Origin of the sequence: Staphylococcus muscae (assembly GCF_003019275.1) — a bacterium.
GTDB classification, from domain to species: domain Bacteria; phylum Bacillota; class Bacilli; order Staphylococcales; family Staphylococcaceae; genus Staphylococcus; species Staphylococcus muscae.
The window spans coordinates 1,957,290-1,972,961 of sequence record NZ_CP027848.1; the positions used below are offsets into that span (position 1 = coordinate 1,957,290).

Consider the following 15,672-nt stretch of genomic DNA (forward strand, 5'->3'; position numbering starts at 1 on the left):
CACGAATTTTTTCTATGAAAGGGGGTCGATGCAATGAAGTTGACTAAGAAACAATTGATTAATTATTTAGATGACTATCAAAAATCTGATGATTTATTAATCAATCTTTATATCGAAACTTACGAATTTTATTGCAGATTACGAGATGAATTAAAAAAATCTGATTTAATGATTGAACATACAAATAAAGCTGGAGCAAGTAATATCGTTAAAAACCCATTAAGTATTGAACTTACTAAGACCGTTCAGACTTTGAATAACTTGTTAAAATCACTTGGACTGACTGCATCTCAACGTGAAAAAGTAATCAAACAGGATGATGGTTTCGGTGACTATTAAAATATTAAACAAACCCTCTCCTAAGTTATTAACAACATGGTACGCAGAACAAGTTGTTCAAGAGAAAATGGTGGCAAGTGAGTATGTTAAGAAAGAATGTGAAAGACACTTGAAATACTTGAAAAGTGATAGTAATTGGGTGTTTGATGAAGAATTAGCACATAGGCCAATTCGATTTATCGAGAAATTTTGTAAACCATCTAAAGGCGACTTTGATAGCTTGATTTTGCAACCCTGGCAACATTTTATTATTGGCAGTTTGTTTGGTTGGGTTCAAAAAGAAACAAGAATCAGGCGTTTCAAAGAAGGTGTAATTTTCATGGGGCGTAAAAATGGTAAAACAACAATGAATTCAGGCGTTTCCAATTACGGAGTATCTCAAGATGGTGAAAATGGAGCAGAAGTTCATTTGTTAGCAAATGTTATGAAACAAGCAAGAATTTTGTTTGATGAGTCTAAAGCAATGATTCAAGCAAGCCCTAAGTTAAATCAGAATTTCAGACCATTACGAGATGAAATACGTTATGATAAAACATTTTCTAAAATTATGCCGCAAGCTTCCGATAGTGAAAAGCTAGATGGACTGAACACACACATGGCCATTTTTGATGAAATTCATGAGTTTAAAGATTATAAGCTTATCAACGTTATTAAAAACTCAAGAGCTGCAAGAAAACAACCATTAATCATTTATATAACGACAGCAGGTACGGTGTTAGACGGACCATTAATCGACATGGTTGAAGCGGGTAGAGATGTTTTAGATGGTGCAATTGAAGATGAACGTACATTTTATTTTCTAGCTTCATTAGATGATTCTGATGATATTAATGATCCTGACAATTGGATCAAAGCTAATCCTAATTTAGGCGTTTCTATCAACCTTGATGAAATGAAGGAAGAATGGAATAAAGCAAAACGTGTACCTGCTGAACGAAGTGACTTCGTTACTAAACGCTTCAATATCTTTGCTAACAATGATGAAATGGGTTTTATTGATTATGATACTTTAAAGAAAAACAATGATGTTATTTCTTTTGATGAGTTAGTTGGTAAACCGTGTACTGTTGGATATGATCTTTCAGAAACGGAAGACTTCACGGCAGCAGTTGCTACATTCGCTTTAGATGACGGTAGAATTGCAGTTTTTTCTCATTCTTGGATACCTAAGAAGAAAGTTGAATTGTCAAACGAGCGTATACCATATAGAGAATGGGAAGAAGATGGGTTTTTAACTATTCAAGATAAATCTTATATCGATTATCAAGATGTATTTGATTGGATAGTAAAAATCAACAAGCATCATCCTGTCGAGAAGATATGTTATGACCGTGCTAATGCTTATAAATTAAATCAAGAATTGAAAAATTATGGTTTTTTAACAGAAGAAACAAGACAAGGTTCACTAACACTTAGTCCAGCGTTAAAAGATTTAAAAGAAATGTTTCTGGATGGCAAAGTTGTTTTTAACAACAACCCTTTGATGAAGTGGTACATCAACAACGTTCATCTTAAAAAAGACCGCAATGGTAACTGGTTGCCATCTAAACAAGGTCGTTATCGTAAAATTGATGGTTTTGCAGCATTACTTAACACCTACACAGATATTATGAACAAGATAGTAAACGACACTTCAAAATCAGAAATTGAATTTATTAGTATTAAAGATCTAAGAAGTTAAGGGGGTGATGAAAATAGCTGAAAACATTTTTACGAGAATCAAGCAGAAGTTAGTAGGTAACTGGGTAGACAATACGGTTAATAATATGTACGACTTCACGCCTTGGAAAAACAAAAGTTTTTGGGGCATTATCAATAACACATTAGAAACTAATGAAACAATCTTTTCTGCTGTGACTAAACTGTCAAATTCATTGGCAAGTATGCCAATAAAATTGTATGAGAACTTTGAAGTGATTAGTACAGAAGTGTCAGAATTGATTACCGTATCGCCCAACAATTCATTAAATAGTTTTGATTTTATAAATCAAATTGAAACCGTTAGAAATGAAAAAGGAAATGCTTATGTGTTAATTGAACGTGATATTTATTACCAACCCCAAAAATTGTATTTATTAAACCCAGATATTGTTGAGATGGCGATAGAGAATAATTCAAACGAACTTTATTTTGTTGTGCACGCTGCATCAGGAAAACACTTATACGTGCACAATACGGACGTGTTGCATTTCAAACATATTGTTGCTTCGAATATGGTTAAAGGTATAAGTCCAATCGATGTACTTAAAAATACTATGGACTTCGACAGAGCCTTACGATCATTCAATTTAAAAGAGATGGATAAGCCAGATTCGTTTATTTTGACTTATGGAAGTAATGTCGATAAGGAAATGCGGAGTCAAGTTATAAACGACTTTAAAGCTTTCTACCAAGAGAATGGTGGAATACTTTTTCGTGAGCCTGGTGTAGACATTGAACAACTACCTAGAAAATATGTCTCAGAAGATATTGTCGCTTCAGAAAATTTGACTAGGGAACGTGTTGCAAATGTTTTTCAAATACCGTCCATTTTTTTAAATGCGGATACAAAAGCAAGTTTTACTAAAAATGAAGAACTGAATAGGTTCTTTTTACAACATACGTTATTACCTATCATTAAGCAGTATGAAGAAGAATTCAATCGAAAGCTACTAACAGTAAACGATAGGAAAAAGGGACGTTATTTCAAATTCAATGTGAAATCATATCTACGTGCTGATAGTGCAACGCAAGCAGAAGTTTACTTCAAAGCATTGCGCAGTGGTTACTATACGATCAATGAAATTCGTGGGTGGGAAGATTTACCACCTGTTGAAAATGGTGATAAACCATTAATTAGTGGTGACCTATATCCAATTGATATGCCAATAGAAATGCGTAAATCATTGAAAGGTGGTGATAATAATGAAAAGCAATCAGAAGTACTTCCAAATGAACAGGAAAGCTAACAACAAAGGCGAGATTTATATCTACGGTGACATTGTTTCTTATGAGTGGGAAGACAGAGATGTTACGGCTGTTAAATTCAAAGAAGGACTGGATGAGCTAGGTGACGTAAATGAAATTGATGTTCATATTAATTCTGCTGGTGGTAACGTTTTTGAAGGTCATGCTATTTACAACATGTTACGCATGCACAAAGCTAAAGTGAATATTTATATTGATGCCTTAGCTGCATCTATCGCAAGTGTTATCGCAATGAGCGGTGACACTATTTTTATGCACAAAAATAGCTTACTGATGATTCACAACTCATGGATCTACACAATGGGGAACGCCAAAGAACTTAGAGAAACAGCTGATTTATTGGATAAAACCGATAAAACAAGCAATATTGCTTACTTAGATAAAGCTAAAAATTTATCCGAAGATGAGTTGAAAGCTTTGTTAGATGCTGAAACTTGGTTGACGGCAGAAGAAGCTTTAGAAATGGGTTTTATTGATGAGATTTTAGATGCTAACGAAGTTGCTGCAAGTATTTCTAAAAATCAATACAAGTTATTTAAACATGTCCCAAAATCTGTGGAACAAGACGTCGATAAGATTACCAACATTGAAGACTTAAATAAGAAAAACACGGTTGAAACACCTAAAGAAACTATGTCAGAAGAAGAAAAAGAAATTCGTAACAAAATTAAGAAAAACTGTGAAAGTTTAAAAATTATAATGAATTTTTAGGAGGGATGTATAATGCCAACATTATACGAATTAAAACAATCATTAGGTATGATTGGACAACAATTAAAGCAAAAAAATGAAGAATTAAGTCAAAAAGCTACTGATCCAAACGTAGGAATGGATGATATTAAACAACTAGAATCAGAGAAAACAAGTTTACAAGAACGTTATACGATTGTAGAACGTCAAGTTAACGATATTGAAGAGAAACAAAAGTTGAAAGCAGAAAATCAAGATAGTGGAAATGCTTACCAAACTTTAACGAAAGAAGAACAGTTGATTAAAGCGAAAGCCGAGTTCTATCGACATGCTTTGTTACCAAATGAATATTCTAAACCATCAACTGAAGCACAGCGTTTATTGCATGCTTTACCAACTGGTAATGATTCAGGTGGCGACAAATTGTTACCTAAGACTTTATCAAAAGAAATCGTTTCTGAGCCATTTGCTAGAAACCCATTACGTGAAAAAGCACGTTTAACAAACATTAAAGGGCTAGAAATCCCACGTGTTTCATTCACAATTGATGACGATGACTTTATCACTGATGTTGAAACTGCAAAAGAATTAAAGCTAAAAGGAGATACTGTTAAATTTGGTACTAACAAGTTTAAAGTATTCTCTGCTATCTCTGACACGGTTATTCACGGCTCAGATGTAGATTTGGTTAATTGGGTTGAAAATGCATTGCAATCTGGCTTAGCTGCAAAAGAACGTAAAGATGCTTTTGCGACATCTCCTGCTTCTGGTTTAGAGCATATGTCATTCTACAATGCTAAAGTGAAAGAAGTTGAAGGTGCTGATGTTTATGAAGCAATCTTAAATGCATTAGCAGATTTACACGAAGACTATCGTGAGAATGCTTCAATCTATATGCGTTATGCTGATTACTTGAAAATCGTGAAGATTTTATCAAATGGTACAACTAACTTCTTTGATGCACCTGCTGAAAAAGTCTTTGGTAAACCAGTGGTATTTACAGATGCAGCAGAAAAACCAGTTGTTGGCGATTTTAACTACTTTGGTATTAACTATGATGCAACTACTTACGACACTGACAAAGATGTTAAAAAAGGTGAGTACTTGTTCGTGTTAACTGCTTGGTATGATCAACAACGTACATTAGACAGTGCGTTCCGTGTTGCAAAAGTTAATCCCAGCTAATCCCCCTAAAATTGAAGAGGACAACGAAACGATGAACGTTCCTGAAACAACGGACGAAGACGCATTAGACGTTCCTGAAGCATAGGGGGCATTTGTATGGAATTAGAAAGAGTTAAAAATTGGCTGTACCTAGACCATGATTTAGACGATGAGCTAGTTGAAAATTTGATTGCATCGGCAAAATCTGAACTTGAAATGAGTGGCGTGCCACCTTACTCTGAAAACGAGAAGGGGTACGCTCTTTATTGTATAGCTGTTAAATACATTATTTCTCGTGATTTTGAAACACGTGGTTATATTGAAAGTAACTCTTACAATAAACAATTTAACGAAAAAGCTTTGCAAAGTATGATATTAAAGCTGAAACAATGGTAAGGGGGTGTTGTCTTGAAATTTAATGAATTTAAGGATCAAGTTGAATTCTTTAATCAAGAGTCTAGCGGTCCAGAAGCTTTTGATTTAGGCGAATCATCTTTTTATAAAGCGAGATGTTTAGTTTATGCCCCAACAGAGAAAGACTATCGGCTAGGTAACTTAGATTTATCAAATAAAGTTGTAACTATTATTTTGAGACAACCGCCAAAAGTCTTAAATATTCAAACAGCTGATTTTTTAGAGTTGAGAACAGGTATATATAAAGGTGAAAGGTTTAATATAAAGCATGTAAGTATGACATCTGATAACTATCTAAAAATTGTAGGTGAAGTAGAATGGCATCAAGAATGAAAATAAGTGGTGAACAAACTGGTATTTTCTTTAATGAAAGAGAAGTCTATAAGGAACTCGAAAAAAGAATTGGCATCAATAGAATACGTAAAATTTATGACTTAGCTTTAGAAGAAGCAGGCAAAATTATTTATGATGCCGTCAAACAAAATATCCGCCATTTCAGAAACACTGGTGCTGAATATGACGAAGTTAAACTGTCAAAGCCTTCATGGGTAGATGGGACGAGATCAATTTATGTATACTGGGAAGGGCCAAAAGATCGTTATAGAATAGTTCATTTAAACGAAAAAGGTTATCATGCTGTAAATGGTAAGTTTATTCGTCCGAAAGGTTTAGGTGCTATTGAAAGAGCATTACGCTCTGCTAAAGAGAGTTACTATAAAAAAATTCAACAAGAAATGGAAAAACACATATGATTGATATTTTAACGCATGTGTACAATTTATTAACGGCTGACGAAAGATTCTCTCAAAAGATCAATTCAGCAAACATAAAGTTTAATAGGACTCCCGATGCTCAAAATATTCAACAACCCACAATTGTTATTGATGACTATGATGATCCACTTCCAGAAAGTCATTCAGATGGTGATAGAATCGCTTATAATTATGCTTTTCAAATCGACGTATATGTTAATGTTTCTAAAAAATACAATGCAAGACTGTTAAGAAATGAAATTTCAGCTTTAATTAGCGAAATACTATGGAATAAAGACAAAATAAAATTAGTTAGTAACTTAGGTAATGACTTTAATCCACAATTCAGCCTATATCGTTCTACGAAACGGTATGAGGCTATTTTTTATGACCAAAATTATTAGGAGGAATTTAAATGGTAAAATATGCTAAAACACCAAAAGCTTATATTAATATCAAAGATTTAGGATTTGCTTTATTAAAACAAGATGAACCAGATGGCACAATTAAATACGAAAAAATCACACAAACACGTGGTTTACAAGAAATTTCAGTAGAAACTGGTGGAGAAATTCAAAATGCTTATGCAGACGGATCTATTATTGAATCTGGTAATACAGATGGTGAAGGCAAAATCTCAATGACAATGCATGCGTTTCCTAAAGAAATTCGTGAGCTAATCTTTAATGAAATTTATGACGAAAAAGGTATTTATGACGAGAAACAAGGTAAGCAAAACAACTATGTTGCTGTTTGGTTCAAACGTGAACGTCGAGACGGTACTTTTCAACGTGTTGGTTTAACAAAAGTTATGTTCTCTGATCCAGAAATTGAAGGTAAATCAGCAGAAGAAAACTGGGACTTCAGTTCAGAAGAGACTGAAGGCGTTGCAATGCACCGTATTGCCGATGGTAAACGTAAAGTTATGTTTGATTCAGCATTAGATGGGGCTGATGAGACTGAATTCTTTAAGCGTTTATTAGGTAACGAAAATGGATTAGATCAAGTTGATACAGTATCAGAAGTTTCAAGTGAAGGTTAATAATTAGAGATTCAGGCGACTTTAATCGGTCGCCTATTTTTGTATACAAAAATAACATTCGGCCGTAAGGAGTGATCACATGGCAAAATTTAAAGTTTTAAAAACAAATAGGGATAAAGCGACTCGAGAGCTTTTTAAAAAAGATGAAACAATCACAAAATCAGTCAAATACATTAATGAACATGAACGAAAACTTAAAGAAGCGGGTTATGAACTGCCGTTTTTTGAGAGATTAGATAAAAAAGGAGAGTAATTTAAATGACTAGTAAATTAAAACGTAATTACATTCAATTGGTAGAAAATCCTAATGCGGAAGAAATCAAATTAGAAACTTTCTTAACACCACATTTTATTCCTTTAGATGTTTTGTATGGTGCTATTGACGTTATGTCAGAACTTGAACAAGTTGAAACAGGAGAAAAAGAAATGTCTTTTAAAGAACAGTTAGACAAACTGATTGATGTAGTTGTAAAGATTTATGGTAAGCAACTAACTAAAAAAGACATCAAAACACGATTACATGCACCTGACGCTTTAGACACATTACGCAAGCAGGTTGAATTTATTGCAAATGGCCAACAAGACGAAGAAACAAAAAAGTTTATTCAGAGCATCAGCTAAAGCAGATTAAACAAGAAGATTTAACATATCAAGGTATGTTGAAAAACTTAGATATTGTTGTAAGAGATTTAATTAAGGAAGGCAAAGACGTAAACGACGTCTTAAAAATGCCGTTTTATTATGTGCTACAAATCCTCAATGAACGATACACAAACAAAGTCATTTCTGATGATAAAGCTGATGCAATATTAAGTGCACTTTAAGGAGCGTATCGCTCCTTTATTTTTATGTGAAAGGAGGTTGCTATTAAATGGCTAATAATATTCGTGGTTTTTCTATCTTAATGGATATGCAAGACGTTGGTGTGGAAAGAACATTAAATCAAATTAAATCTCAATTCAGAACTTTAAGCACGGAAATGAGACGATCATCTAATGACTTTAAACACACAGAAAAATCTATGGTTAGTCTTAAACAACGATCTAAAGAACTAACTAAAGGTATTCAGGTTGCTGAAAACTCTATGGAGAATATAGCTGCACAGTTAAATAGAATGTCTAAAGAAGAACAAAGAACAAGCGTCCATGCTGAAAAGTTGCGTACAGAATACAGTAAACAACATAGAGCATTAAACATGTATAAGCGCCAACTGACAGAAACTGATAAAGAGATGCGTAGATTCAGTGGTAGTACAAAATACACAGTCTTTTCATTAGACAAGATAAACGATGTATTGGGAACAGTACGCAGGCAATTAAACATTGCTAATATGACTTTTGAAAAAGGCGAAAAGTCTACAAAAAGTTATAACAACTATTTAAAGCAATTAGATATTGTTATGGATAAGCACAAGCGAACGATTCAAAGTTTAGAAGCCAGATATAAGATGGTTTCTAAACAACAAGGTGCTAATTCTAAAAGTGCATTGGAATTAAAAGAGAAGATACTTCAAGAAAAACAATCATTAAGTGTGTTAGAGAATCAATATAAACAGACAACAGCCGAGTCAAAACGTTTTGCTATGGAACAAAGTACAATGACTAAATCCATGAATCAAATCAGAGAACAGATAAAGTCTGTCACAAATGCATTAAAAATTAGTGCTTCTAATTTTAAAATGAGCGGACAAACTGCAGAGGCTTATAAAGCTCGTATTTCTGAACTGAATAATGGTATGAAGCAACAACAGTTGATTGTGCAAAATTTAAGCAGACAATATGAGTATGCTAAAAATCAATATGGTTCGACTAGTAGAGAAGCCCAAGAGTTAAACTTAAAACTAACTGAAGAACGTGTGAAGTTAAAAAGTTTAAGTGGGCAATTAAAAGAGACTACTCACGAACATAATCGATTGCAAATGGAACAAAAACAAGGCATTTCAACAATGTCTGAAATACGCGCTAAAATGCAAAGTTTTAACGATGTATTATCACTTTCCCGTAGCAACTTATCACGTGCAGGAGAAAGTGTGAGAGCATACAAATCGCATTTATCAACATTAAATAGTGGTATGACACAACAAAAAACTGTGTTGCATGAATTAAAAACACAGTATGATTTCGTTGCGAGAGCGCAAGGCAAAAATAGTCAAGAAGCACGTGAACTTGCTAGTGCTATCTCACAACAAAAAATCAAGATGAACGAGCTTGAGTCTGAAATCAAACAGACAAGCGCAGAATATAAAAGACTTACAGTTGAACAACAAAGAGCACAAAGACTAAGCGTTACTGCATTTGGTCGTGGTATTCAATCAGTTAATAAATACAATGATTCTATCCGTAACGCTACTAGCACAATGCACGCAATGGGTTCTGGAGCATTTATATACATGACATTACCTGTTGTTGCTGCAATGGGTGGAGCAATCAAATCGTCTATTGAGTGGGAACAAGCATTAGCTGGCGTAGCAAAAACTACGAATCTATCAGGCAAAGAATTGAATAAGATGGGGCAAGAAATTACTGACATGAGTAATACATTGCCATTTGCTGCATCTGAAGTAGCTGGAGTCGCTGAAGCAGCAGGACAACTTGGAGTAAAGAAAAAGGATATCACAGCATTCACTAAGACAATGCTTGATTTAGGTGTAGCAACCAATCTGACATCAGAAGAAGCAGCAACAGAATTTGCAAGGTTTGCTAATGCTGCAAAAATGCCTATTAAAGATGTAGATCGATTAGGTAGTGCGGTAACTGCACTTGGTAACTCTACTGCAACAACAGAAAAAGAAATTGTGGAAATGGCTCAACGGTTGGCAGGTGCAGGGCACCAAGCAGGTTTCAGTGCTGATCAAATTGTTAGTATTACAGCTGCAATGTCATCTTTAGGTATTGAATCTGAATCCGGCGGTTCAGCAATGACTCAAATTTTTAATAAGATGACAAGGGCTGTGACGGATGGTGGCGAAGTATTAGAAAGTTTTGCTCGAACTTCTGGTGTGAGTGCCGAGCAATTTGCTCAAACATGGGAAAATAACCCTTCTAAAGCGTTGTCAATGTTCATCAAAGGTTTGTCAAACACTGAAGGTGGCGCTAAAGGCGTATTAAAAGCACTTGATGAAGTAGGCATTAAAGGAATCCGTGAAGCAGATGTAATTCGTCGTTTAGCTAATAACCATAAAGTTTTGGATGAAGCTTTAAAAACTGGTGCAGACGGTTGGAAAAAGAATACAGCTTTAACTGATGAAGCATCGGTGCGTTATGAAACGATGGGTTCTAAGTTAAAAATCTTGAAAAATACATTTGTTAACTTCTTAAGAACAATCGGAGATGCTTTTGCACCAGTTATCACTAAACTAGCAGATGCTTTTACAGCCTTATTTACACACCTTCAAAGTACAAGTAGCGCTACAAAAATTGCTATCACTGTATTTGCATTAATGACTGCTGCTATTCCACCATTACTCATTGGTGCAGGTCTATTAGGCGGGGCTATTACAAACATAGCAGGTGCAGTCAAAGTGTTGAATGGTACAAAAGGTGGTGCTGCATTCTTTGAATTATTCAATGGTGGTATTAAATCAGCGCTTCCAAAGATAGGACAGATGATTACCAAAATACCATTAATAGGTGGTGCAATGGGTAGTTTAGCAGGTCCTATTGGTATTGCTATCGCAGCTATCGTAGCAATTGGTACTGCATTTGTCATTGCCTACAAAAAATCAGAAACATTTAGAAATATTGTACATGCTATTATTGATCCAGTAGTTGCAGCGTTTAAAAACTTATGGAATGTTGCAAAGCTAGTATTTAATGCACTGAAAAGTTTATTCTCAGGTAATACATTACCAGCAGTTGATATCTTATCTAAATTTTTACCTAAAGAAACGGCTGTAAAGATAATTTCAGTATTTATGCAAATGAGAGACACCGTTATAAACGCTTTTAGAGAAGTTGGTCGTTTTGGAACTGAAATAGGTAAGAAATTAGCCTTATTCTGGAAAGAGAATGGAAAAGATATACTTGCAGCACTTGATAATATAAAAAATGCAATTATTTTTGTATTTAATGGTATTAAAGGCTTTTTATGGCCAATCATACAAGGTCTTGGCAGATTATTCAAAACTATTTTTATGGGTGTGATTGTGCCCGCAGTAAAAATTGGTATGAAGGCTATTTGGTCTGTTATGAAGTTTTTATGGCCACTCATTAAAACATTAATTGTGGATACTTGGAATAACATTAAAGGCATTATCAAAGGCGCTTTAGATGTCATTCTTGGAATTGTAAAAATCTTTAGCGGAATTTTTACAGGAAACTGGCAATTAATTTGGTCGGGAATTAAACAAGTTGCGAGTGGCGCATTAAAGTTTTTATGGAATCTCATTCAACTTTGGTTGATTGGTAAAATCTTAAAAGTTGCAAAATTCTTTGGTGCATTATTAATTGGAGCAATAAAAAATGCATTTAATACGATAAGAAACGTAATCAATACTGTACTAAAATTTGTTTGGAATATTATTAAAACAATATTCAGTCGAATTCTGTCATTTTCAAAGTCAATTTTTAATGGACTTTCAAAATTTATACGTTATATATTTGTGAGTATTAGAAATAGTGTAACTGGAACTGTAAAATCATTATGGTACAACATAAAGAAAGTCTGGAATTTATTGAATCGTGGAAGCCGTTCAATCTTCCAATCTTTGAAAAATTTTCTTGTGAGAATTTGGAATAACATAAAGCATAATGTATCACGAATTGCCTACAACCTTTGGTCTAGCGTAAGACGTACATTTAACCATTTACTCTCGGGAACACGTTCAATTTTCAATCGAGTGAAATCATCAATGGTAAATGTTTGGCATAGTATTAGGCGTTCTGTCACTGGAATCGCTTCAAAATTATGGGGAAGTGTACGCAGAATATTTAATAATATGGCAAATGGACTCAAATCCATCATTGGACGAATTAAAAGCCATATCACTGGTATGGTTAAGGCTATAAAAAAAGGATTGAACGGACTTATTAAAGGTCTTAACTGGGTAGGTTCAAAGTTAGGACTTCCAGCTATACCTAAACTTTCAACAGGAACTCAAAAGATTAACAGACAAATCACTACAACATCAGATGGTCGTCTTAAACAAGGTACAATGGCTATTGTTGGTGATAAAGGACCAGGAAATGGCAAAGGTAAAGATGGCCGACGTGAATTAATTCAATATCCTAATGGAAAAACTGCGCTAACACCTGCAAATGACACAACTACTTGGTTGCCTAAAGGCTCTCGAGTTATAAGTGGCGGAGCACGTCAGAAAATGTTAGCAACAGGAACGTTACCACATTTTAGCGTTGGTACATGGTTGAAAAATGCTTCTGGTTGGGTTGGCAATAAAGTAAAAGGCGCAGGAGAATGGCTAACTGATAGAATTGGCGATGTAATGGATTACATGGATAACCCAACAAAACTATTCAACAAGTTATTATCTAACTTAGGTATTAATTTCGAATCTATTACTCGTGGTATGGGTATTGTAGGTCAAATCACACGTGCAGCATTTAATAAAATCAAACAAGGTGCCATTGACTGGTTAAAAGATGGCTTTGATTCATTAGGTGGAGAATTAGTGGGTGGAATTTTAGACCCAGATAAAATCAACTACCACTATGGACACACTGCTGCATATACTGCTGCGACAGGACGTCCTTTCCATGAAGGAGTCGATTTCCCATTCGTCTATCAAACTGTACGGACACCAATGGGTGGAAGATTAACTCGTATGCCTTTTATGGATGGTGGTTACGGAAATTATGTAAAAATCACTAGCGGTGCTATTGACATGTTATTTGCCCACCTTAAAAACTTTAGTAAATCTCCACCATCTGGTTCAACTGTTAAACCTGGAGACGTCGTAGGTCTTACTGGAAATACAGGCTTTAGTACAGGTCCGCATCTTCATTTTGAAATGAGAAGAAACGGACGTCATTTTGACCCAGAACCTTATTTGAGAAAGGCTAAAGCAAATGGGAAACTGGCTGTCTCTGGTGGTAAAGGCGGTGCTTCTGGTAGATGGAGTGGCAATATCAGACAAGCTTTGAAGTTGGCAGGTTTACCTACCACAGGTGCTTACGTCAGTGCTTGGGCTAAACAAATTCAAACCGAATCAGGTGGTAATCCTAGAGCTTTAGGTGGTACTGACGGTTTGGCAGATGGTGCGGCTAAAGGTTTGGTACAGGTTAAACCAGGAACGTTTAATGCTTTTAAACTTCCAGGTCATGGTAATATTTGGAACGGCCTTGATAACTTAATCGCAGGTATGCGTTACGCTAAGGTAAGATACGGTAGATCTGGAATGTTAGGTGTTATCGGTCATGGACACGGCTATGCCACAGGCGGTCTAGTTCACAATGGCTTGTACCGTTTAGGAGAAGAAGGATATCCTGAATGGGTTATTCCTACTGATCCTGCACGTGCAAGTGATGCGGCTAAGTTGTTGGCGTTGGCTAGCAAAGATATTAGCAAAAATAAACGTCCTAAAAACTTTAGTAATAGTGCAATTGGTAGTAACAGCGACACTAGCAAGCTCGAAAGTAAGCTAGACGTTATGATAGCACTACTTACTAAATTAGTAGGTTCTAACGAAGATATAGCCGACAAAGATTATACACCAGTTATCGATAACTTTAGCCTTGCAGACTTTATCAATTCAACCATTGATAAACGTGAACGCACTAATGCAAGAAAGAATAAATTTAAAAGTGGGGGTGCTTTAATTTAATGAATGATACTATCAAAGTTAATGACAAAGCGCTGTCTTGGCTTTATGTTCAAAGGGGGTTTCAAATACCCTCTTTTAATTTTGAAATTGAAACAGAAAAAGTGGAAGGGCGAGCAGGTTCAGTATTTAAAAGACGTCAACTTTCTGAATATCGTTTTGAGATACCTTTAGTTGTGCATAACGATAAATTATCAGCAGAAGGGATTAAAACGCATGATGATATTAACAATGCACTAGCTAAATTTTTTGATTACAACGAAGCGGTTAAGTTGCAATTTAAGTCTAAAAATTGGTATTGGAACGCACGATTTGAAGGGCCTTTTGAAATCAACAACAAGACAGAAAACAACATCAATGTTGTAAACGTTAAGGTTGTTTTAACAGATCCCTACAAATATTCCGCAACTGGTAATACCAATACAGCAATCGGTGATGCAGTATCTGTTGTGAATTTAGGTACTGCACCAACACCAATTACCGTCGAAGCTAGAGCATTAAAAGATAGCACGAACTTTATGATTGCTAATGGGGATAAAGATTATTTTATGATTGGTAAATCGGAAGATGCTAACAAAACAACGAAAGACGTAGCACCATTTTTGTTTGATGATGAATTTAGCCGAGTCGGTCTTAGCAACTGGGCATATATGCCTGATGACACTAGTTTTGGAAGATATTTGGACGGTGGAGATGCGATGGGCGGTAGATTTCAACTTGATGCAGATGGAGATAGTATTTTTCCGAAAGACTGGGGGAAAAATACAAAAACTGACTGGCATGGTGCTGCAATTTACAAATCACTAAGCAAATCTGTTCGAGATTTTAGAGTACGATTTAAAGTTGGAGCTCGTCATGATTGGGGTGTTGGAACTGGTAAATCAGTTGCGTACTTAGTAGATGAGAATGGAAGGCTTATGTTTAGTGTTTCATATGTAAATTCAAGTGTTACAAGCAACAGTACACAAATTGTGGTGTACGCTTATGATGAACATGAAAGCCCGAGAAAAATCTATTCTCGTAGTATTCCCCATCGAGCGAAAAACATGCCACATATCCACGCTTTTATCTTTTTAGAAAGACAAGGTAAAAATATAAAAATCACTAATTATTTTTACGATAAAAAGAATGATAGAGATCGTCTAAAACCTATTTTTAAAGATGAAAAAGTAGTAGTTGATGGTGGCGGTTTATATCAGCGTGGGCTTAGAATTTGCAGAATGTATATTGGTAAATCAAGTAGATATCCAAAACATCTTCACACGTATATTATGGGCTTTAGTGTTCAAGAGCTGTTGCCAGAACAAGATAATATTGTGCCGATTGTAATTAGGCGTGGGGATGATATTGTGATTGATACAGCTAAAAAGCTGGTAACTGTAAATGATGAAAATGCACTACATCTAAAAGATTTTGGCTCTAACTATTTTAATATTGATACAGGTACATCTGAACTAGTAATATATCCACCGAATACATTTGACACAACAGTTAAATGGCAAGACAGATTTTTGTAGAAAGGAGGTTAT

At 35.0% G+C, this 15,672-nt stretch carries 15 protein-coding genes; all 15 read left to right on the forward strand.

Features of this window, described 5'->3' with window-relative positions; translation table 11 throughout:
* Positions 1-33: 33 nt before the first annotated feature.
* Positions 34-339 carry a P27 family phage terminase small subunit gene (locus C7J88_RS09710; RefSeq protein ID WP_095115758.1) on the forward strand — a complete coding sequence of 102 codons (306 nt, stop codon included), beginning with the start codon at positions 34-36 and terminating at the stop codon, positions 337-339.
* The gene (locus C7J88_RS09715) at positions 329-2,020 is read left to right on the forward strand and encodes a terminase large subunit (protein WP_095115760.1); all 1,692 of its coding nucleotides are present in this window, start codon (positions 329-331) and stop codon (positions 2,018-2,020) included. Before C7J88_RS09710 ends, C7J88_RS09715 begins: the two co-directional genes overlap by 11 nt.
* 7 nt (positions 2,021-2,027) lie before the next feature.
* Positions 2,028-3,287 (forward strand): phage portal protein, encoded by a 1,260-nt coding sequence (locus C7J88_RS09720; RefSeq protein ID WP_095115762.1) that lies wholly within the window; start codon positions 2,028-2,030, stop codon positions 3,285-3,287.
* Entirely contained in the window at positions 3,244-4,017 is a 774-nt protein-coding gene (locus tag C7J88_RS09725) for a head maturation protease, ClpP-related (protein WP_095115764.1), read from the forward strand. Before C7J88_RS09720 ends, C7J88_RS09725 begins: the two co-directional genes overlap by 44 nt.
* 12 nt (positions 4,018-4,029) lie before the next feature.
* Positions 4,030-5,181, forward strand: a complete 1,152-nt coding sequence (locus C7J88_RS09730; RefSeq protein WP_095115766.1) for a phage major capsid protein — start codon at positions 4,030-4,032, stop codon at positions 5,179-5,181.
* Positions 5,182-5,277: 96 nt separating this feature from the next.
* Positions 5,278-5,556 (forward strand): head-tail connector protein, encoded by a 279-nt coding sequence (locus C7J88_RS09735; RefSeq protein ID WP_095115768.1) that lies wholly within the window; start codon positions 5,278-5,280, stop codon positions 5,554-5,556.
* Positions 5,557-5,568: 12 nt separating this feature from the next.
* Positions 5,569-5,907, forward strand: coding sequence for a hypothetical protein (locus C7J88_RS09740; RefSeq protein ID WP_095115770.1), 339 nt, complete (start codon positions 5,569-5,571; stop codon positions 5,905-5,907).
* A complete protein-coding gene (locus C7J88_RS09745; protein WP_229709425.1) occupies positions 5,892-6,326 on the forward strand; it encodes a hypothetical protein in 435 nt (144 codons plus the stop codon). The genes C7J88_RS09740 and C7J88_RS09745 overlap by 16 nt, the downstream gene beginning before the upstream one ends.
* Positions 6,323-6,730 (forward strand): hypothetical protein, encoded by a 408-nt coding sequence (locus tag C7J88_RS09750; RefSeq protein ID WP_095115772.1) that lies wholly within the window; start codon positions 6,323-6,325, stop codon positions 6,728-6,730. The genes C7J88_RS09745 and C7J88_RS09750 overlap by 4 nt, the downstream gene beginning before the upstream one ends.
* An 11-nt stretch (positions 6,731-6,741) precedes the next feature.
* Positions 6,742-7,368, forward strand: a complete 627-nt coding sequence (locus C7J88_RS09755) for a major tail protein (protein WP_095115773.1) — start codon at positions 6,742-6,744, stop codon at positions 7,366-7,368.
* 79 nt (positions 7,369-7,447) lie between these two features.
* On the forward strand, positions 7,448-7,621 hold the full coding sequence (locus tag C7J88_RS10550) for a hypothetical protein (protein WP_169712248.1): 174 nt from the start codon (positions 7,448-7,450) through the stop codon (positions 7,619-7,621).
* A gap of 5 nt (positions 7,622-7,626) precedes the next feature.
* Complete coding sequence (gene gpG / locus C7J88_RS09760; protein ID WP_095115774.1) at positions 7,627-7,989, forward strand: phage tail assembly chaperone G; 363 nt, start codon at positions 7,627-7,629, stop codon at positions 7,987-7,989.
* Positions 7,990-8,024: 35 nt separating this feature from the next.
* Positions 8,025-8,192 carry a phage tail assembly chaperone GT gene (gene gpGT / locus C7J88_RS10555; protein ID WP_169712249.1) on the forward strand — a complete coding sequence of 56 codons (168 nt, stop codon included), beginning with the start codon at positions 8,025-8,027 and terminating at the stop codon, positions 8,190-8,192.
* A 197-nt stretch (positions 8,193-8,389) separates the two neighbouring features.
* Positions 8,390-14,146, forward strand: a complete 5,757-nt coding sequence (locus C7J88_RS09765; RefSeq protein WP_211295802.1) for a phage tail tape measure protein — start codon at positions 8,390-8,392, stop codon at positions 14,144-14,146.
* Positions 14,146-15,660, forward strand: a complete 1,515-nt coding sequence (locus C7J88_RS09770; RefSeq protein ID WP_095115776.1) for a distal tail protein Dit — start codon at positions 14,146-14,148, stop codon at positions 15,658-15,660. The genes C7J88_RS09765 and C7J88_RS09770 overlap by 1 nt, the downstream gene beginning before the upstream one ends.
* The last annotated feature ends 12 nt before the right edge of the window (positions 15,661-15,672 follow it).

Bases quoted from the DNA above. Each gene is read 5' to 3' on its own strand.
- C7J88_RS09710 (WP_095115758.1), top strand. From the start codon at position 34: ATGAAGTTGACTAAGAAACAATTGATTAATTATTTAGATGACTATCAA.
- C7J88_RS09720 (WP_095115762.1), top strand. From the start codon at position 2,028: ATGAAAATAGCTGAAAACATTTTTACGAGAATCAAGCAGAAGTTAGTA.
- C7J88_RS09725 (WP_095115764.1), top strand. From the start codon at position 3,244: ATGAAAAGCAATCAGAAGTACTTCCAAATGAACAGGAAAGCTAACAAC.
- C7J88_RS09730 (WP_095115766.1), top strand. From the start codon at position 4,030: ATGCCAACATTATACGAATTAAAACAATCATTAGGTATGATTGGACAA.
- C7J88_RS09735 (WP_095115768.1), top strand. From the start codon at position 5,278: ATGGAATTAGAAAGAGTTAAAAATTGGCTGTACCTAGACCATGATTTA.
- C7J88_RS09745 (WP_229709425.1), top strand. From the start codon at position 5,892: ATGGCATCAAGAATGAAAATAAGTGGTGAACAAACTGGTATTTTCTTT.
- C7J88_RS09750 (WP_095115772.1), top strand. From the start codon at position 6,323: ATGATTGATATTTTAACGCATGTGTACAATTTATTAACGGCTGACGAA.
- C7J88_RS09755 (WP_095115773.1), top strand. From the start codon at position 6,742: ATGGTAAAATATGCTAAAACACCAAAAGCTTATATTAATATCAAAGAT.
- C7J88_RS10550 (WP_169712248.1), top strand. From the start codon at position 7,448: ATGGCAAAATTTAAAGTTTTAAAAACAAATAGGGATAAAGCGACTCGA.
- gpG (WP_095115774.1), top strand. From the start codon at position 7,627: ATGACTAGTAAATTAAAACGTAATTACATTCAATTGGTAGAAAATCCT.
- gpGT (WP_169712249.1), top strand. From the start codon at position 8,025: ATGTTGAAAAACTTAGATATTGTTGTAAGAGATTTAATTAAGGAAGGC.
- C7J88_RS09765 (WP_211295802.1), top strand. From the start codon at position 8,390: ATGGTTAGTCTTAAACAACGATCTAAAGAACTAACTAAAGGTATTCAG.
- C7J88_RS09770 (WP_095115776.1), top strand. From the start codon at position 14,146: ATGAATGATACTATCAAAGTTAATGACAAAGCGCTGTCTTGGCTTTAT.